Here is a 19,017-nt window from a genome sequence, read left to right on the forward strand (position 1 = left end):
ACTTACAAGACCCGCTCGTGTTCTCCGCCCACGATGGGCTCCCGGTGCCGAACGCGGCTGTAAATGGAGAAGAGTGTCTTGGCGAGTTTGTTGCCCGGGCGATGCAGGCCTTCGGTCGGGGGCCGCACCGGTCGCTCGGCCAGCAGGAGCATGATTTCCCCGAATTCGCGCAGTACCGGCAACGTCTGAAATGCGAGCGACACACGCACCTGCCAGGCAAACGGCAGATGGGAAATAAATGGAACGTCGGGCCGAATCGGTCGAGTCTCCAGCTTCAGGAAGTAGGGTGATACTTCGCGCCGTAGCGTGTCGGCATCGAAGTGTTCGAGAAAAATTCCCGCCCTTGAGTAGCGGCGTGCCAGCGGCAAGCCCAGGAGTCGCCGCAGCAAGTCATCGTGCTCCACCGAGCAAAGGTAGCGGCCGTCGTCGCGCAACGCATCGGCAATGACGCGATACATGGCCATGCGCTGGTCGCGTGAATCGAGCGGAGTCGCTGAGACTGCCCGGTCGAAGCTGCCAGGCGCCAGATGAAACTGGCCTGCGTCGGCCTGCGCCAGCCCGACCTGCCCGCGCAAATCGCCGCTGCGCACCACGCGTGGAAGCGGGAATGTAGTCGGGGCAACGCCGGACGGTAGCCTGGAGCTTAACCTGCGCAGCGCGTTAATCGAGAAATCCACTGCCAGCACTCGCGCCCCTAATTGCGCCATCAACATTGTGAACCGGCCATCCCCGCTCCCAATGTCCACCGCGGTGCAGCCGTCGAGAGGTTCCAGGCGACGCAGATGTTGCGGTACTTGGAGCAGATCGAACAAGCTGGAACGCCAGCCAAACTGGGGCGCGACGAAGCTTTCGGGCATGTTCGCGTATTCGCGATCCCGGATGGCCATCTCATGATCGCCTTCAGCTCCCAAAGCGCTCACCACCATGCGGGCGATTCCGTCCTGGATTAGGTATTCAGTTTTGCAGATCACGCAGCGGAGTTGCGCGTCGATCACGCCGAAGGCGCCGCTGCGCAGTTCGGCTGTAGGCGCCAGCTCACCGCCATCATGGCTGCAGCGAAGCAGAACGAGCATATCCCGTGGGAATTCGGCACAGCTTATCCCTGGCTGAACCGCAGGGGATTTGGGCGTTGGAGATGTCACCTCGTCGGGCCCAGTCATCGAATCATCAGCCTCGGAGTTACGCGAGCAGTATAAGGTAAGATCTCAACTTGAAGCCGTTCGAGAAAAACTTCGCGTAGGGGTACGACGGCCTCCGGCTTCGAGCGTCACCATTGTGCTCTCCGGCGGAAGTGGCGGCGGAGAAAGAAAATTGGCGCGGCCCCCGGGTCCGCGCCAACTCACAAACAACAAGACACTCGCAACCGACAATTGCCTCGCGTCGACCTTTGCCAGGTCCTATCGACCCGCACCGGCAAGTGCAGTCGCTGGAACTGCTGCTGCTTTCGCCGCCGTTCCCAGCTTGCGGCCACCTTCCGCAGCCCACTGCTCCAGCATCGGTGTGGTAACAGACTTGGGACGCTCGATAGGACTTCCGAGAGCTCGGTCCCAGGTGATATTGGCCATGCACCCGAGGGCGCGACCGACACCGAACAGCACGGTGTAGAAGTCCCACTCGTGCAGCCCGTAGTACCACTGGATGACGCCGGACTGGGCATCCACGTTCGGCCAAGGATTCTTGGCCTTGCCGTGTTGCGCCAGAACACCGGGCGCCACTTCGAAGATCATGGAAACAAGTTTGAACAGCGGATCGACCTTGAGCCCTGGAGTCGCCAGACAGAACTCGCGCTGCGACATGTAGCGCGGGTCGGTCTTGCGAAGAACGGCGTGGCCGTACCCCGGAATCACCTGGCCGGCCTTGAGCGTATCCCACAGCGCCTGGGTCACCAACTCCTTGGTCGGTTCCTCGTCCTTGCAGTATTTCTTCTCGAATTTCAGCAGCCAGTCCAGGACCTCCTGGTTGGCAAGGCCGTGGAGCGGGCCGGCAAGGCCGTTGAGGCCGGCGGAATAAGCATAGTAGGGATCCGACAGGGCCGAGTGCACCAAGTGCGTCGTATGGGCGGAAACATTGCCGGATTCGTGGTCGGAGTGAAGGATAAAGTACATACGGGCAACATCCTTGTACTCTTCGACCTGCCCGATCATGTACGCGAAATTTGCGCCCGAATCCAGATCCCGATTGATCGCCACCTGAAAATCGCTGCGATACTTGAGGTTGTAAATGAACGCGGCGATGATGGGGATACGGGCCACGATGTCGAAGGCATCTTCGTAGACGTATTCCCATGCCGCCATCTTGTTGAAATTGCCCGACCCGTAGAAATGCGCGAACTTGGAGTCCTTCTGCATGGCCAGAATGCCGGTGGAGAGCATCACCATGGGATGGCTGTCGCGGGGCAGGGCGCGGATGACGTCCCATACGTAGGAAGGAACCATCTGGCGGACCTTCCATTCGCCGAGAACTTCACGATGCTGCGCCTGGTTCGGCGACTCGCCCGTCAGAAGGAAGTACCAGAAAGCTTCTACGGTGGGGTAATTCGAATTTCTTGCTTTCGGAAGGAACGCCAAAGTCTCAGGAATGGTCTTGCCGCGAAAGCGGATCCCTTCCTGCGGATCCAGGTAGGAGATGTCGGTAACCAGGCTGCGGATGTCACGCGCACCTCCCATGGTTTGTTCGATGGTCACTTCATCAATAACGACATGGCCGTGTTCCTTGATGAGCTTTGTAGTGCGGGGGCGGAACTCCTCGATCTTTTGTCTTAGTACTTCTTTCAGTGCCATAGTATGAGAACTCCTTTCACGCTCACACAGCCCAGTTCCAGGCACCCCAGGATTGGCGCGGGAAGCTTGTCTGGAAGACAGGGTAAGACAGGGTTCTGTAATGCACCTCTGCCGGAGCCATTGTGTTGCTCAATGGGCAACGAAGCAGTGAGCGGAATCACACTCGCGGGTGATGTTGGCACAATCCAGGCTCGGTGTTCGCCGATTCTGGCCGGAAAAACCGGGGTCAAGACGGCCCCGGAGCGCGCCTGTCACAGCTATATGTGCTCCACAACCCTCCTCAGGGTGAGGCCGCAAGGCAAATCGCCGCGGTGCCCTGGCTGTTGCGAGTGTGTTCTTCGCCACGACAGGCACAAGAAAGGCGCCGCCGCAGCCGCGCCTAGCTAACTACTAACTCCCGACCTACTGCCTCCCCGTCGCCCTTTGCCTCTCGTACGGGGTCATTTCCCGCCACAGCATGGTCAGGTTCTGCTCGAAATACCGGTTATTGGGTTCCTCCGCGTACGCCCGCCGGAACCACGCGTACGCCACCGCCCGGTCTGTCGGCACGCACCTGCCCGTAGCGTACAGCGCCCCCAGATGGCTGAACGCCTGCGGATTCCGCTTCGCCGCCGCCGCCTTGAAGTAAATCATCGCCTGGCCGCAGCTCCGTGCCACGCCGCGCCCATAAAGATATTTTTCGCCGCTGTTTACGAGTTCGCCGCCTTCGTTCAATGGTGTCGTGCTCTCCCTCTTGGCCGGGGGCGGCCCGGTTTCGTCCGCTGGGATTTTTTCCTTGGCAGCCGCTGGCTGTTTTTCGGCTTGCTTGCCGGGGCTGTTGGCGCCGGACTCATGGTCTCGTTCTGGAAGCCCCTCCTGGGCAGCGCCGGTCTGCGCCTCTGCCGCCTTGCTCTGACCTTCGGTGTCGGCGGTGCTCGTCGGGGGCGCCTGCGCACCGCTACTCGCTACCGTCGTGGTCGGCGCTGCTGGCGTGGCCGGGATCGCTGACCCGGGGTCCGCGGCTTGGTTCGGCGGCTTCTGGTGCGCCAGCGAGTTAGCCGTGGACAGCACATAATCCCGGATCGGATGCCAGTTGGCGTACATCACTCCGCCCAACACCGATAGCACCAGCAGCAACGCCCAACCCGCCTTGTGCGACCGCTCCCCCTCTTCCGCGTCTTCCTGAAACAAGTACGAATATCCGTGCTCGCCCGATTTCGCGCTGCCCAGTCCCAGAAACGACGGCCCACTGATCGTCGTCTGGTCTTCGTCCTTGTATTCATCCGCCCACCATAGATTGCTGCGCTTGGCCGGTTCCGGCGCCACCTCGCCGGCCTCAACTGGCTCAGGCTGCGCTTCCACCGCCTCTCGCCTGACCTCCGGTCGCGCGACCTTTTCTTCCGGCTCCTCCGGCGCCTGCATTTGCTGAGTCACCGGCGCCGACTCGACCTCCGCAATCGGCTGGAATATCAGCAGCCTCCCACACATTCCGCAGAAACGGTTTTCCTCCGGATTGTTATGACCGCAATGCCGACACCACACAGCCCACTCTCCTCTCTTACTCTCCAACCCAGACATGCTGCTCTAGTTGTCTTCGCTTGTGACCCGTGCCTGCTCGTAGCCTCCACACCTGTGATTCTCCTCGCCCGCTGCGGGGTTGGATGTACGCCGCCCGGCGCGCGCTAAGGATCGCTCCTGCGCGGCTTTACAGCCCTCCGCCGCGCGTGGTACGCTCCTTTACGTAGAAGGAGATAGCGAAAATTACAGGAGTGCACCCAGTTCAGTGTTAGCCCGAGAGCATAAACAGACCATCATCGGCCAATACCGCACGCACGCTAGCGATACCGGTAGTCCCGAAGTTCAGATCGCGTTGTTGAGTGAGCGCATTGGCCAGTTGACGGAGCACTTCAAGACGCACAAAAAGGACCACGCATCCCGGCGCGGCCTTCTGATGCTGGTGAGCAAGCGGCGTCGCCTGCTCGACTACCTCAAGAAATACGACACCGAGCGCTACAAAGAAGTGATTGCCAAACTCGGCATCCGCAAGTAGCTGCGTTTGCCCACTAAATATCTGTGACTCGGTCGTTTTGCGTCTTCCCGGCGTTGCTCCCCACACCATCGCTTCACCGCGTTGGCGCGTGCGCTTGCGTCTACGCCGGGTCTGCTCTCACCTACCTACCCGGTCCCGCGCTCCTCTTGGAAGGAATTTCTCATGAAGCCAGAACCACAGTCCGTCACCGTCGAATTGACCGGCGGCAAAACCATCTCATTTGAAACCGGCAAGCTCGCCAAGCAGGCCCACGGCTCTGCCGTCGTCCGCACGAACGACAACGTTGTACTCGGTACCGCCACCGCCAACCAGGAGCCCCGCGAGGGCATCGACTTTTTCCCCCTCACCGTCGATTACCGCGAGTACACCTACGCCGGCGGACGGATTCCCGGCGGCTTCATCAAACGCGAAGGCCGCCCCAGCGAGCGCGAAATCCTCACCAGCCGCCAGATTGACCGCCCCATTCGCCCGCTGTTTCCCGAGGGCTTCCGCAGCGAGACGCAGATCATCGCCTTCTGCCTCTCGGCCGACACCCAGAACGATCCCGACGTCGCCGCCATCAATGCCGCCTCCTGTGCCCTGACGCTTTCCGACATTCCCTTCGCCGGGCCGGTTGGTGCGATTCGCGTCGGCCTCAAAGACGGTCAGTTCATCGCCAACCCCACTTACGAAGAGATGCGCGACGGCCTGCTCCGCCTCATGGTGGTCGGCAGTGCCGACGGCATCGTCATGATCGAAGCCGGCGCCAGTGAAGTCCAGGAAGACACCATCGTCGACGCCATCGAGTTCGCGCACAAGGAAATCAAGAAAATCTGTGCTGCCATCAGCGATCTGGCTCAGCGCGCCGGCAAGCCCAAGCGCGCCTTCGAAGCTCCGCAAGTGGACGAAGCCGGCATCGCCGCGCTCCGCAAGAGCATCGGCGCTCGCCTCACCGACGCCCTTGACACCGCCAGGCACCCCAAGGCCGAGAGCCATACCCTGGTCAAAGCGCTCAAAACCGAGTTGAAGGAAGCCATCTCCGAAGAGGACGAAGACGCTCGCAAGCTACTCGCCGCCAACTTCGAAATCCTGCGCGAGCGCCTCTTCCGCGAGCAGGTGATCGGTCAGCGCCGCCGTCCCGACGCCCGCGCCTTCGACCAAGTCCGTCCCATCTGGATCGAAATCGGCGTCTTGCCGCGCACTCACGGTTCGGCCATCTTTACCCGCGGCGAAACTCAGGCACTGGTGACCACCACTCTGGGTACCTCCGACGACATGCAGCGTCTGGAACTGTTCGAAGGCGAAGCTAAGAAGCGCTTCATGTTGCACTATAACTTTCCGCCATTTTCCGTTGGTGAAGTGGCATTTTTGCGTGGCGCTGGACGCCGCGAGATCGGCCACGGTGCCCTCGCCGAGCGCTCCATCGCGGCCGTTCTCCCCGCCGAAACCGACTGGCCCTACGCCATGCGCGTGGTCTCCGACATCCTGGAGTCCAACGGTTCCTCCTCCATGGCCACCGTCTGCGGTGCCTCGCTCTCGCTGATGGACGCTGGCGTTCCGCTCAAGGCGCCGGTGGCGGGCGTCGCCATGGGTCTGGTCAAGGAAGGCGACGATTACGCCATCCTTACCGACATCGCCGGCGCCGAAGACCATTATGGCGACATGGATTTCAAGGTCGCCGGTACCGCGCAGGGCATTACCGCCTTGCAGATGGACATTAAGGTCATGGGCATCACCCCGCAGATCATGCGCGAGGCCCTGCAGCAGGCCAATCGCGGCCGCTTGCACATCCTGGAGCACATGAATCAGGCGTTGCCCGAGCCGCGCGCCGCCGTCTCCGAGTTCGCGCCCCGCTTCTACACCCTGCAAATCCCGACCGACAAGATTCGCGACCTCATCGGGCCCGGCGGCAAGGTCATCCGCGGCATCATCGAGGCCACCGGCGTCAAGATTGATGTCGAGGATAGCGGACGCGTCAACGTCGCCTCCAGCGACCAGGAATCGGCTGCCAAAGCCCTGCAGATGATCGGCGACATCACCGCCACCGCGGAAATCGGCAAGACCTACCTCGGCAAGGTCGTTCGACTCGCCGACTTCGGTGCCTTCGTCGAAATCCTGCCCGGCACTGACGGCCTGCTTCACATCAGCGAAGTCGCCGAACATCGCATCAAGGACGTTCGCGACGAGTTGAAGGAAGGCGACCAGGTCTTGGTGAAAGTGCTGTCGGTCGAAGGCAATCGCATCCGTCTGTCGCGCAAGGCCATCCTCAGGGAGCAGCGCGCCAAGATGGGCGGCGGCGAACCCAGCCTCGAAGGCGGCACTGGTCCGGTGACCTTCGAGGGCGGCGGCGACTTCGTCGAGGAACCCGCAGCCGAGCACGAGCACGAGCCCAACTTCAATCGCGCCGAAGCCCCCAGCGTTGGTGGACGCTCTGAAGGCAGCGGCAGCGGCCGCCGGCCCGGCGGCGGTGGCGGCGGTCGGCGACCCGGCGGCGGGGGTAGCCGTGGCGGCCGTGGCCATGACGGCGGCGGCCGTGGTGGGCGTGGTGGTCGCGGCGGCGACCGCGGCGGCCGACACTAGAGCCGTTTAGGAATTGCTGTAACCGCCGAGGAGGGGCACGGCTTCAGCCGTGCCGTTGAGGCCCGGAAAATTATCCGGCTTTAGCCGCTGAGGGACTGCTTCACGGCTACACCATTTCCCAAGCCGGCCTAAGCTCAAGAGAGCCTTGCGGCACACGCGCCCGCGCGTGTGTTGTATTGCAAACACCGTGAGTTGGAGCGCGCTCGCCCTCGATCGCGCTTTCCTTTGCGCACGAACCAAATTTAATGAGATGTCATCCTGAGCAGCGCGGCAAGCTTCTTGCCGCGTGAGTCGAGGGACCTTGCGTTCGCTCGTCCCCGACCAGGGCCGTCAACCGCTCATCACTCAAATTACCAAATTACAAAATTCCCCAATCCCGCTACACTCTCCCGGTATGCGCCACCTCTTGCTTGCACTGCTGCTGACCACTACCTGCTTCGCCGACACCCGCGCCGGCAGCGTTTCCGCCCTGCTGCCCGCCGCCCGCATCGAGCGCGCCGGCGCCGTCATGGACGCCTCCCGCGGTGCCGAGGTCCAACTCAACGACCTTCTCCGCACCGACGACCAGGGCCGCGTCCGCATCAAGCTCCTCGACCAGTCGGTGCTTTCCATTGGCGTGAAGTCGCAGCTTCGCATCGTGAGCCACGACGCCGCCTCTCGCCAGACCTCGCTCGAACTCAACTACGGAAAACTGCGCGCTCAGGTCTCTAAGATCACCCGCGCCGGAGGCAAATTCGAGCTCCGCACTCCTACCGCTATCGCCGGTGTCATCGGCACCGACTTCGGCGTCGACGCCACCGACCCCAACCTCACCAAGTTCATCTGCATCTCCGGCAACGTTCAACTATCCAGTGTCGACCCCAACATCCCCGGCACCATCACCTGCCGGGGCGGTACCACCGTCACCGTGCGCCGCGGCCATCCTCCCGACCAGCCCGAGCGCGCCACTCGTGACCAGATGGAGAACTGGAAAACCATCACCGAGCCGGACCAGCCCGAGCCCCAGACCCCGTACAAGAACTACTGAAGTAAGAAGTAAGAGTAAGATCTAACTTTCCCTGACCACTTACTTCTGGCTTCCATTTTTCTTACTGCACCGTCACGCGTACCTCGTTCTTGCCTTTTGCCGGCACCACCAGCGTTTCGCCATTCGCCAAAAACGGCTTCAGCACCGCAGCATCGCCCCACTGCAAATCCCATCCCTTTTCCAGCGCCAGCAACGTGTATCGCCCAGGCAGAACGGTTGCCAGTGTGAACGAGCCATCGCTGTCGCTCTGATCGCGGCGAAACAGCGGCAGATTGTTTTCTGGATCCTGTGGCACCAGCAGGATCATCGCTCCCGACTGTGGCTTTCCGTCGCGTAGCGCAACGCCCTCGATCTTGCCCGCTCCCGCGCTCACCATGATGTTCAGCTTCACTGCATCCGAACTGCCGATCTGCAGCGTGCGTCCAGCCATCTTCGCGCCGGTTGCCGTCACGCTGCCGATGAACAGGTCATCGCTGCTGCTCGTCATGATTTCATAAGTTCCCGCGGCGAATCCCTGCGGAAACGCGAACTCACCATTCGCGTTGGCAAGCGCGCTGAACGCCCGCCGCATTGCGCCTCGCCGCAATTCGATCATTGGCGGTTTCGACGGAGCCTTCCCATTCGCCAGCCGCACCGTTCCGCTGACCATCGTCGTCGGCGCCATCTCGCTCGCGTCCAGTTCCGTGTCCGAGACCAGGTCCACTTCGCGCACGCGCGCAAGCTGCTCCTGCTCTGGCTGATCTTGCTCGTCGCTTACTCGCTGTGCCATGCGCGGGAACCTGCGAGCATTCGGCGTGACGCGCAGCAGGTAATGTCCAGGCGCAAGGCCGGAAAGCATGCTTACGTTTCCGCCCATGGGGCGAGTCATGGCCGGCATCGGAACTTCGATGCCGTCAAACATGGTTTGTACCAGCGTTGCATTGACGAATTGCCGCTGTTCCTCTCCCTTTTGTTGTCCCGCTGCGTTGTTGATGCGCACATGCAGCGCGGGAACCGCGCGCAGCATGATGTCGGCCGAGGCGCGGTCGCCGGCTTGCAGCGTGATCGCGCTCGCCGACGCCGCATCGGTCACGTCGGGATAAAACGTCAGCGGATAGGCAACGTCGAGCGCCGGATTGGCTGGCGCGTCGGCGCTTCCGCCGCCAAAGCCAACAACGCCGCCGTCGCGGAAGCCCATTCGGCCCATGAATAGGGGCTGGGCGTACCACGGCCGCGCCGACACCGCGATGTAATACGCGCCCGGCTTGAGATGCGCGAAGTGGTAGCGGCCCTGATCGTCGGTCGAGGTATTTCCCACGACGCGCTTGCTCATCCGTCCTTCGACCATGAGCTCGTGGACCAGCATGACGCGCGCGTTGCGCACCGGCTCATTGCCGTCGTCGGTAACGCGCCCGGTGAACGATGCATCCGGCGCAAGGCGGAAAACGAGATTGGTGCCATCGAGTTCGGGACCGACCACGATGGCGGTAGAGAAGCGCCCTTCGTGCTGCTCGTAACCCTGCGACGCAAACCCGCGGCGCTCTGCTGCCAATGCGTACTTTCCGGCGCGCAGGTGGTCGAAGGCGAACCGTCCATCCGCGCCGGTCATCACGGTTCGGCTGAAGCTGCCGCCGGACAAGGCGATCGTCACATGCGCCTGTGCGACCGGCAAATTGCTGGTCGCGTTGATGGCCACGCCGCTGATCTGATATCCGCCGGCGGCTGCAGGGTTGCGCTGCTGCGCCGCCAGCGGAAGCGCGAGAGCACAAAGGAGTGCGAACGCGAACCGTTGCAGCATCTTCATGGCGCGCCTCGCTTGGTCAGCGTGAGCGTGACGTTGGCGCTGCTGTTGTTGGACACGCTGACGCGCGTCGCCCGCGACGCGTACGGCTCCAGCGCGTCGCGATTCGTGTATTCCAGGCCGTCCGTGCTGTCGAAGGCGAACAGCAGGTAATCTCCCGGCGCGAGCATGTTGATGGTGAATCCGGTCTCCGACGCAAAGTGCGGCTGCGGCGGTGTTGATCGGCGTTCCGGCACAGCCAGCACCATCGCCGTTGCCGCGGCGTTGTCCGACATGACGGACCCGGTGATCGAACCACCGTCGTCGCGCAAGGTAATCTCGATCGGACGCGCGTCGCCTGGAGTGACTACCATGTCCTCACGCAGCAGATCGGTCTGGCCATACGTCGCCGACTGCACGTACCACGGTCCGTGCGGCGAGATTTGCGCCGCGTAGTGTCCTGGCTCCACGTTCTGCAAGGCGTACGATGCGTTGTCGGACGTGCGCTCCATGCTGGAGAACGCACTCATGCGCGTGCTGTCGAGACCGATCAATTGCACCGATGCGTATTGCGCCGGAGCGCGATCTTGCGATGCGCTGCCGCTCCCGAGATTGGGCGAACTCTGCTGTTTGGTGAAATCTGTCCTGACTACGATGGGAATCGAGGCGCCGGGCTGCAGCGGCAGTCGGAGGCCGCTGACGTCGGCCGCCACCGTGATGGTCGCGGTTGCGCTTAAGCTATGGCGCGGCGGTTCGAACGACGAAGCTCGCACCGTGTAGGTGCCCGCCGGCAGCTTGGCGCTGAACGTTCCCTCGCTGGGGTTGAAGTGCACATTGGCCGAGATCGAATCGCCGGAGTGGTTCATGAACTGCACGTTTACGCCCCGCTGGCCCGGCGCGATGCCGGTGACCAGCCCGCTCACATCGAACACCGGCTGCGTGCGCAGGTGGAAGTCCAGTTGCACGGTCTGCCCGCCGCGCACCTCGATGGGAGCGGCGGAGGAAGCATCGGGCGCGCCCGGATAATACGCCGGCGCGTAGCCGAGCCTGGGTTCGCTGGCTGCCCGCGGTGTCGCCGGACGCTGCGCTTCCGCGAACAGGTTGTACGTTCCCGGAACCAGGTTGGCGACGCGGAATTCCCCGTCCTCGTTGCTGGTTGCTTGCTGCCTCTCCTCCCACCGCTTGCGGCCGTTGTTTACGACTTGGTGCTTCAGTCGCACCCGCACGCCTTCCAGCGGCTCGCCGTCATCGCCCGTGATCGTGCCGGTGATAATTCCTTCCGGCGTAAGTGGCAGCATGATCGGGCTCATGCCCGACGTGATTTTTACCGCCGAGCGCGGACGCCCACCGCCGCGCGCGAGTTCATCGGAGTTGAAGAACCCAGGCTTGCGCGCCGTGAACATGGCCTGGCCTTCAGGCACGCCTTCAAAGCGGAAGCTGCCCTGCGAGTCGGTGAAGTCGGAACGCTGAGATGGACCGAACATCTGCACCAGCGCGCGCGGGATGGGCTCGCCGGTCGCGGTGTTGATCACGCTCCCGCTGACGTCGTGCGTGGGCGCGTTGGGATCGAATCCACGCGCCTGGCCGTAGGGTTGCGCTCCCAGGCCCTGCGCGTGCACCAGCGCAACGGTGAGCCAAAGCACAATCCCTGCGGCTAGAACTCTTCTGGGCATGGCAGCGGTGAATCAGATACGAAGCCCACACCGAAACCTGCAACGTGCTGTAACCGAGACCTGAAACTGAAACTTCTTCTTCAACCCTGTGCGGCGGGAACAGTCGCGCGCTTGGGAAACATTTCGCCGATGCGGCGTATCTCCCCGCCGACGCCGCGCAGTTTCTCTTCGATGCGCTCGTAGCCGCGGTCAATGTGGTAGACGCGGTCAATGATGGTCTCCCCGTCGGCGACAAGCGCGGCCAGCACCAGCGAGGCGGAGGCGCGCAGGTCGGAGGCAAGCACGGCGGCGGCGCTGAGCGGCGTCTTGCCGCGCACGATCGCCCGGCGGCCTTCAATCCTGATGTTGGCGCCCATGCGCACCAGTTCCTGCGCGTGCATGAAGCGGTTCTCGAAGATGTTCTCGGTGATGATCGAGGTGCCATCGGCCTGCGTGGCCAGCGCCATGTACTGCGCCTGCATGTCGGTGGCGAATCCGGGATATTCCTCGGTGTTGACGTCAGCCGGCATGATTCCGCCTTCGCTCATCACCCGCACCGACTCGGCATTGTGCCGCACCTTCACGCCCGTCTCCTCCAGCTTCTGCAGGAGCGCGGTCAGGTGGGCGGGATTGCAGTCGGCGACATTGAGGTCACCGCCGGTGAGCGCGGCGGCAATGATGTAGGTGCCGGCTTCGATGCGGTCGGGAATAATGCGGTGGCGCGCGCCGCCCAGCTTGGCGACGCCGTGCACGCGGATGGTCGAACTGCCCGCTCCTTCGATGTTGGCGCCCATCTTGACCAGCAGCGCGGCTAGGTCGGCGACCTCAGGCTCGCGCGCGCAGTTCTCCATCAGGGTTTCGCCGTCGGCGAGCACGGCGGCCATGAGCAAGTCTTCGGTGCCGGTGACTGTGATCTTGTCGAACACGACATGCCCGCCCCGCAGCCGCTCGGCGCGCGCCACCACGTAACCGTGTTCGGTGGTGATGGTCGCGCCCAGCCGTTCCAGGCCCTTGATGTGCAGGTCAATGGGGCGCGCACCGATGGCGCATCCGCCGGGCAACGAGACCTTCGCCATGCCGCAGCGCGCGACCAGCGGCCCGAGCACCAGCGTGGAGGCGCGCATGGTCTTCACCAACTCGTAGGTGGCTTCGGGATGTTCGAGTTTCGCGCAAGAGATGGTGGTGCGATGGTGAGCGCGGCCGTAGCCGAGTTCGACCTCGGCGCCCATGCTGGCCAGCAGCCGGCGCGTGGTTTCGATGTCGCGCACCTGCGGGATATTCTCCAGGATGACCGGCTCGTCGGTGAGCAGCGCCGCCGCCATCGCGGGCAGGGCGGCGTTCTTGGCGCCGCTGATGCGAACGGTGCCGAGCAGGGGATTGCCGCCGCGAATGACGAACTTGTCCATAAAGCAGTGGCCGGTGGTTAGTGTCGCACGAGCACACGCTTGGATCAGCCACGAACCTCAGTTGACATTGTACTTGTGTGCGGAAGTTCGCTGCGAAAGTCGCTTTACCACTGCTCGTTGCCGACCGGAGGTCCCCAGTCGGTTTGCTTGTGACGGTTCGACTTCGTGATCCGCGCGATCAGTTGCGCGAGCAGAGACCGCCGCGCCCGTTTGGGCGGCTTTGTGCGTTTGGGTTTACGCAGACTCTTCTTTGGATTCGCACTCCCTCCAGCCGACGGTTAAGTCTTCCGCGAACTTCGCCGCGCGCTCAGCGGCTGCGCGGACTCGATCGCCCTGCGCACGTTACCACCGGCTAGTTCGAGGTGGCGCTGCGCGTCCGGCTTGCTGACACCTGCCTTCAGCATGATCAGCGCCACCGGCACGCTGTTGCCAGCCTCTTGGAGCGCGGTCGCGGCGCGTTCGCGGTCCACAGCGGAGGCCTGTTCCAGGATGCCGACGGCGCGCGCGAGCAGCTTCTGGTTCTTCGCGTCCACGTTCACCATCAGGTTGCCATACACGTAACCCGCGCGTGCCATGGCGCCGGTGGTGATCATGTTGCAGACCATCTTCTGTGCCGTGCCGGCCTTCATGCGGGTGGAACCGGTGAGCACCTCGGGGCCTACGTCGACGATGATCCCGATATCGGCGGTGCGAGCCAGCGGCGTGCCGGGATTGCAGGTGATGGCAATGGTCCTTGCGCCCTGGCTGCGCGCGTATTCAACAGCGGCGACGGTGTAGGGAGTGCGGCCACTGGCGGCGATCCCGGCGACCACGTCCTGAGGGCCCGGCTTGCGGCGGGCCAGGTCGTGGCGGCCCGATTCGGCGGAGTCCTCGTCGGCTTCGACATCGCGCGACAAGGCTTCGACGCCGCCGGCGATCACGAACTGCACCGTCTGCGGATCGGTGTTGAAGGTGGGCGGGCACTCGGCGGCATCGAGCGCGGCGATCCGACCGCTGGTGCCGGCGCCAACATAGATCAGCCGCCCGCTATTGCCGATCGCTTCGGCGACGACATCAATCGCCTGCGCGATTTGAGGCAGCGCGCGCGCAACCGCGTCGGCGACCTTGGCGTCCTCGGCATTGATGATGCTCGCGATCTCCAGCGCCGACTTGGTATCCAGTTCCGCCGATGCGGGATTCTGGGCTTCGGTGCGGAGGTCGCGCAAGTGTTCGCGGTCGAGCATTGGAAGAGAGTTTAGCAGTTGTGATTACGAGTGGTGATAGCGCGACCCAGATTTCCGGCCTACCGACTACGATGTCAGCGCTTCGACGATCGCATCATGCACCAGCGGACGCACGCGCTTGATCTCCTGCGCGCTGCGATCGGGCCAAGTGCGATTGGTGAGAAGAATGACGGCGAGGTCGCGATCCGGATCGAGCCACAGGGAAGTACCGGTGAAGCCGAGATGGCCGAGTGCGCGCGGGAAGAAGTAGCGCCCGGACTGCGAGGGCACGGAGGGCAGGTCGAAACCGAGAGCCCGCGGACTGCCGGCCTTTGCGAGGTGCGGCTGTGCGAATACGGCAAGCGTTTGCGCGCGCACGATGACGCCGCCGCGCAGCATGGCTGCAGCGAAGCAGGCGAGGTTGGGCGCGCTGGAGAACAGACCGGCATGTCCGGCGACTCCGCCCATCACGAAAGCGTTTTCGTCGTGGACCTCGCCTTGCATGATGCGCTGGCGAAACCTCCGGTCGTCTTCGGTGGGCGGAATCAGCGGACGCAATTCTGCCGGCGGATTGAAGCAAGAACGGGACATTCCGAGCGGGCCGAAGATTTCGCGGCGGCAGAAGGAGTCGAGCGGGTCGTCGGCCAGGCGCGCCAGGGCCTCACCGAGCACGATGAAGCCGATGTCGCTGTACGCGGTGCGTTCTCCGGGCGCGGCCTCCAGAGGAGTGCGGCAGGCGGCAAGGGCAAGCTCATCGCGCGTGCGCCATGTTTCGTACAGGCGCACATACGTCGGCAGGCCCGAGTTGTGCGCCAGCAATGAGCGGATGGTGACATCTTGGCGACGCGCGTCGTTATCCTTGCCGGCGAATTCGCGGACCACGGATTGCACCGGCAGGTCGAGATCAAGCAGGCCGCGCTCGTAGAGGATCATCGCCATCGTCGTAGTGGCGACCATTTTGGTGAGCGAGGCGACGTCAAAGATCGTGTCGGCAGCGACTTCGGGCGCCTGTGGCTCGTAGGCGAAGCGGCCCACGCCCCGGCACGCGACCAGTTCGCCGCGATGCACGACGGCAAGCGAGCAACCGGGGAAGGCACGCGCGGCGATGGCATCGTGCACCAGGCGGAACGCGCGGGCGAAGCGCCGGTCCTGGGCGGCGAGGTTGGATTTGAGGTTCACTGGGAGCAAGATCGACGCTCATCACTGTACTGTCGCGGCGAACTCCTGTAAATTCGCGATGAAATCCTGTGCCCTGCATGAAAGCCCATCGCAGCTCGCTATCCGCCTTTTTGGCGCTCATTTTCATCTTTGCGCCGGCCATCCCCACCAGCGCGCAGAAAAGCGCGCGCCAGGCGGCACGCAAAGCTACGGCGAGCAAGCCAAAGCCGTCCCCCACGACGGACGAACGCTTCACCGCCGTCGATTCCATCTTCAGCGCGGCCGTCGCGCAACATCGCATTCCCGGCGCAGTGGTGCTGGTGGGTCACGACGGCAAGGTGGTGTTCCGCAAAGCTTACGGCCATCGCAGCCTGGAGCCGCGGCGCGAGGCAATGACGCTGGACACGATCTTCGACATGGCGTCGCTCACCAAGTGCCTGGTGACCGCGGTATCGGTGATGCGCCTGGTGCAGTACGGGCAGGTGCGGCTGAACGATCCGGTGGCGCATTACATCCCGGAATTCGGCGCGAAGGGCAAGGACGAGATCACGGTGCGGCAGTTACTGACGCACTATTCCGGCCTGCCCGACGATCTCGATCTCAAGCAGCCGTGGCGCGGGCGGGATACGGCGTATCGCATGGCGATGGACACCACGCCGGTGTATGCGCCGGGCTCGCGGTTCTTCTACAGCGACGTGAATTACGAGGTGCTCGGGTTCCTCGTGGAGCGCGTGTCGGGCCTGCCGCTGGATCAATATGCGAAGCTGCACATTTTTCAGCCGCTGCAGATGGAGCACACCGCGTTTCTGCCGCCGCCATCGTGGCGGCCGCGAATTGCGCCCACGGAATATGACGAGCGCGGCCAGATGCTGCGCGGTGTGGTGCACGATCCGACGGCGCGGCGGATGGGCGGAGTCGCGGGACATGCGGGCGTGTTCTCGACCGCTGACGATCTCTCCAAGTTCGCGCAGGCCATGCTCGACGGTGGGGGACCAGTGCTGTCGCCGCTGATGGTCGAGAAAATGACCACCCCGCAGCAGCCGCCCAACGCCACGTCTGTGCGCGGCTTCGGATGGGACATTGATACGTCGTTCTCCAGCAACCGCGGTGACCTGTTGCCGGTGGGATCGTTCGGCCACACGGGCTTTACCGGCACTTCGCTGTGGATCGATCCGGTGACGCGGACCTACATCATGATCCTTTCCAACGCGGTGCATCCGCGTGGGCAAAACGGCGCCATGGTGTCGCTGCGCAACCGCACGGCGACCGCGGTCACGGCGGCGCTGAAGCTGTCCCCGAGCGAAGAAGAGAGCATGCGTCTGGCGCGCATTACCGGGTACAACGACAGCTTCGCGGCCTCACGGCGCGTCAACGTGCGCAACGGGCAGGTGAAGACCGGAATTGACGTGCTTGAAGCGCACAACTTCGACCGGCTGCGCGCGGCCGAGCCCGGCAAGGTGCGGCGCATTGGGCTACTCACGAATCAGACCGGCGTGGACGGCCAGGGCCGGCGGACGATTGACGTGTTGGCGCATGTGGAGGGCACGAAGCTCATGGCGATTTTCAGCCCCGAGCACGGCGTCACCGGCGCGCTGGACACGACTGCGGTCGGCAACACGGTGGACGCGGCGACCGGCGTGCCGGTGTACAGCGTCTATGGCGACTCGGATGCGAAACGCCGGCCGCCGCTGGACGTCCTGCGCAATCTCGACGCCGTGGTGTTCGATATTCAGGACGCTGGCGCGCGTTTCTACACCTACGAGACCACGCTGGGATATTTGTTGGAGGCCGCGGCGAAGGCAGGAACTGAAGTAGTGGTGCTCGACCGCCCGAATCCCATCACCGGCAGCTACGTGCAAGGGCCGGTGTCGGAGCCGGGGCAGGAGAGCTTCGTCAACTACATGCCGGAACCGCCGCGGCACGGCATGACTGTCGGCGAACTCGCGAAGATGTTCAACGCCGAGCGACACCTCGGCGCGCGCCTCACCGTGATTCCGATGGAAGGCTGGATTCGCGGCGACTGGTTCGATTCGACCGGGCTGGTGTGGACAAGCCCATCGCCCAACCTGCGCAATCTGACCGAAGCGACGCTCTATCCCGGCGTGGCTTTGATCGAGGGCACGAATGTTTCGGTGGGGCGCGGAACGGATACGCCGTTCGAAGTCGTGGGCGCGCCGTGGATCAAAGCGAAGGAGTTGGCCGACTACCTGAACGCGCGCGGGATCCAGGGCGTGCGCTTTGTCCCAATCAATTTCACGCCCACCGCGGGTGCGAAGTTCGCCGGACAGAGACTCGGCGGCGTCAACCTCGTGCTGCTCAACCGCAACACGCTGGACGCGCCGGAGCTGGGCATTGAGCTGGCGTCGGCGTTGCGCAAGTTGTACCCCAACGAATTTGACATGCGCCAGATGATTTTGCTGGTCAACAACCGGCGGGCCATGGACGCGATTGCTGTCGGCACGGACCCGCGCAACATCGCCGACGACTGGCGCGAGGAGCTGGAGCGGTTTGTCGAGATCAGGAGGGAGTATTTGCTGTATTGAAGGGGGTCGGTCGGTCTCTCGGTCGGTCGGCAGATCGAAACCGAATGACCGAAAGGCCGATGGAACGATAGACGCACGAGAAACAATTTCCTCTTCCGCGTGTTCTAATTCGTAGGCGCGTTCGGAGGCACTTCTATGCGTTGGGCGATTGTCGTTATGCTGCTGAGTGTAATGGCGGCAGCGCAGCAGGCGGAGGACGTGCGCGAATCGAGTCCGGCCGGCTCGCGCCACGATGCCACCATCACCGTCCCGGCCGGCACGCAGATTCCAGTCAAGCTGGCGCAGGGGATTTCCACCAAGAGCGCGAAAATCGGCGACGCAGTGTACGCCGAGACGGTGTTTCCGGTCACGGCCAACGACCGCATCATCATTCCCGCCGGCACCTACGTCCAGGGCCGGATTACCGACATCAAGCGCCCGGGACGGGTGAAGGGCCGCGCCGAGTTCCTGATGCACTTCACCACCATGATCTACCACAACGGCTATACGGTGATGCTGCCCGGCGGAGTGGAAAATGTGCCCGGCGCCGATCAGCAACGGATCAAGGACAGGGAGGGCACCATCCAGCAGGAAGGGACCAAGGGGAAGGACGCGGGAACCGTCGCCAAGACGGCAGGGGCCGGCGCCGGCGTGGGGTCCATCGCAGGACGGAGCGTCAAGGGCGCGGGCATCGGCGGTGCGGCCGGCGCAGCCGCCGGGTTGGCGTACGTGCTGTTTACGCGCGGACCTGACATCAATCTGCCGCCCGGAACCAGCGTACAGCTCGTGCTGGAGCGGCCGTTGTCGCTCGACGGAAATAAGATCAGGTAGAACGTAGTCGGTAGTCGGTGATCGGAACGCCCGGATTACCGACTACGAACTACCGACTCCCACCCACCGCCGTTCACCTCGGCAAGAATTCC

13 protein-coding genes are annotated in these 19,017 nt (G+C 63.5%); 5 read left to right on the forward strand and 8 right to left on the reverse strand.

The annotated features are described in order from the left end of the window. Positions 1-2 precede the first annotated feature (2 nt). From LAN64_02700 to LAN64_02710, 3 genes are all read right to left on the reverse strand, one after another. The gene (locus LAN64_02700; GenBank protein MBZ5566741.1) at positions 3-1,073 is read right to left on the reverse strand and encodes a methyltransferase domain-containing protein; all 1,071 of its coding nucleotides are present in this window, start codon (positions 1,071-1,073) and stop codon (positions 3-5) included. Positions 1,074-1,397: 324 nt separating this feature from the next. Beyond that, entirely contained in the window at positions 1,398-2,780 is a 1,383-nt protein-coding gene (locus tag LAN64_02705) for a citrate (Si)-synthase (protein MBZ5566742.1), read from the reverse strand. 402 nt (positions 2,781-3,182) lie between these two features. Next, positions 3,183-4,247, reverse strand: a complete 1,065-nt coding sequence (locus LAN64_02710) for a hypothetical protein (GenBank protein MBZ5566743.1) — start codon at positions 4,245-4,247, stop codon at positions 3,183-3,185. Between the two features lie 295 nt (positions 4,248-4,542). Here LAN64_02710 and rpsO point away from each other — a divergent pair, with 295 nt between their 5' ends. The 3 genes from rpsO (at position 4,543) to LAN64_02725 (ending at position 8,395) form a co-directional block, all read left to right on the forward strand. Continuing rightward, positions 4,543-4,809, forward strand: a complete 267-nt coding sequence (gene rpsO / locus LAN64_02715; protein MBZ5566744.1) for a 30S ribosomal protein S15 — start codon at positions 4,543-4,545, stop codon at positions 4,807-4,809. Positions 4,810-4,971: 162 nt separating this feature from the next. Further along, the gene (pnp, locus tag LAN64_02720; protein MBZ5566745.1) at positions 4,972-7,368 is read left to right on the forward strand and encodes a polyribonucleotide nucleotidyltransferase; all 2,397 of its coding nucleotides are present in this window, start codon (positions 4,972-4,974) and stop codon (positions 7,366-7,368) included. Positions 7,369-7,762: 394 nt separating this feature from the next. Beyond that, entirely contained in the window at positions 7,763-8,395 is a 633-nt protein-coding gene (locus LAN64_02725) for a FecR family protein (protein ID MBZ5566746.1), read from the forward strand. A gap of 61 nt (positions 8,396-8,456) precedes the next feature. Here the strand turns inward: LAN64_02725 and LAN64_02730 are convergent, their stop codons facing one another. From LAN64_02730 to LAN64_02750, 5 genes are all read right to left on the reverse strand, one after another. Then, positions 8,457-10,178, reverse strand: coding sequence for a carboxypeptidase-like regulatory domain-containing protein (locus tag LAN64_02730; protein MBZ5566747.1), 1,722 nt, complete (start codon positions 10,176-10,178; stop codon positions 8,457-8,459). Then, the gene (locus tag LAN64_02735; protein MBZ5566748.1) at positions 10,175-11,827 is read right to left on the reverse strand and encodes a carboxypeptidase-like regulatory domain-containing protein; all 1,653 of its coding nucleotides are present in this window, start codon (positions 11,825-11,827) and stop codon (positions 10,175-10,177) included. Before LAN64_02735 ends, LAN64_02730 begins: the two co-directional genes overlap by 4 nt. Positions 11,828-11,907: 80 nt before the next feature. After that, positions 11,908-13,212, reverse strand: coding sequence for a UDP-N-acetylglucosamine 1-carboxyvinyltransferase (murA, locus tag LAN64_02740; GenBank protein ID MBZ5566749.1), 1,305 nt, complete (start codon positions 13,210-13,212; stop codon positions 11,908-11,910). 278 nt (positions 13,213-13,490) lie between these two features. After that, complete coding sequence (murQ, locus tag LAN64_02745) at positions 13,491-14,435, reverse strand: N-acetylmuramic acid 6-phosphate etherase (protein MBZ5566750.1); 945 nt, start codon at positions 14,433-14,435, stop codon at positions 13,491-13,493. A gap of 66 nt (positions 14,436-14,501) precedes the next feature. Next, positions 14,502-15,593 (reverse strand): beta-lactamase family protein, encoded by a 1,092-nt coding sequence (locus LAN64_02750; GenBank protein ID MBZ5566751.1) that lies wholly within the window; start codon positions 15,591-15,593, stop codon positions 14,502-14,504. A 77-nt stretch (positions 15,594-15,670) separates the two neighbouring features. Between LAN64_02750 and LAN64_02755 the strand changes: the two genes are divergently transcribed. Both LAN64_02755 and LAN64_02760 read left to right on the forward strand, forming a co-directional pair. Next, positions 15,671-18,115 carry a DUF1343 domain-containing protein gene (locus LAN64_02755; protein MBZ5566752.1) on the forward strand — a complete coding sequence of 815 codons (2,445 nt, stop codon included), beginning with the start codon at positions 15,671-15,673 and terminating at the stop codon, positions 18,113-18,115. A 135-nt stretch (positions 18,116-18,250) separates the two neighbouring features. After that, entirely contained in the window at positions 18,251-18,925 is a 675-nt protein-coding gene (locus tag LAN64_02760) for a TrbI/VirB10 family protein (protein ID MBZ5566753.1), read from the forward strand. Positions 18,926-19,017: the final 92 nt, after the last annotated feature.

The organism is Terriglobia bacterium, assembly GCA_020073185.1.
Lineage (GTDB): Bacteria > Acidobacteriota > Terriglobia > Terriglobales > Acidobacteriaceae > JAIQGF01.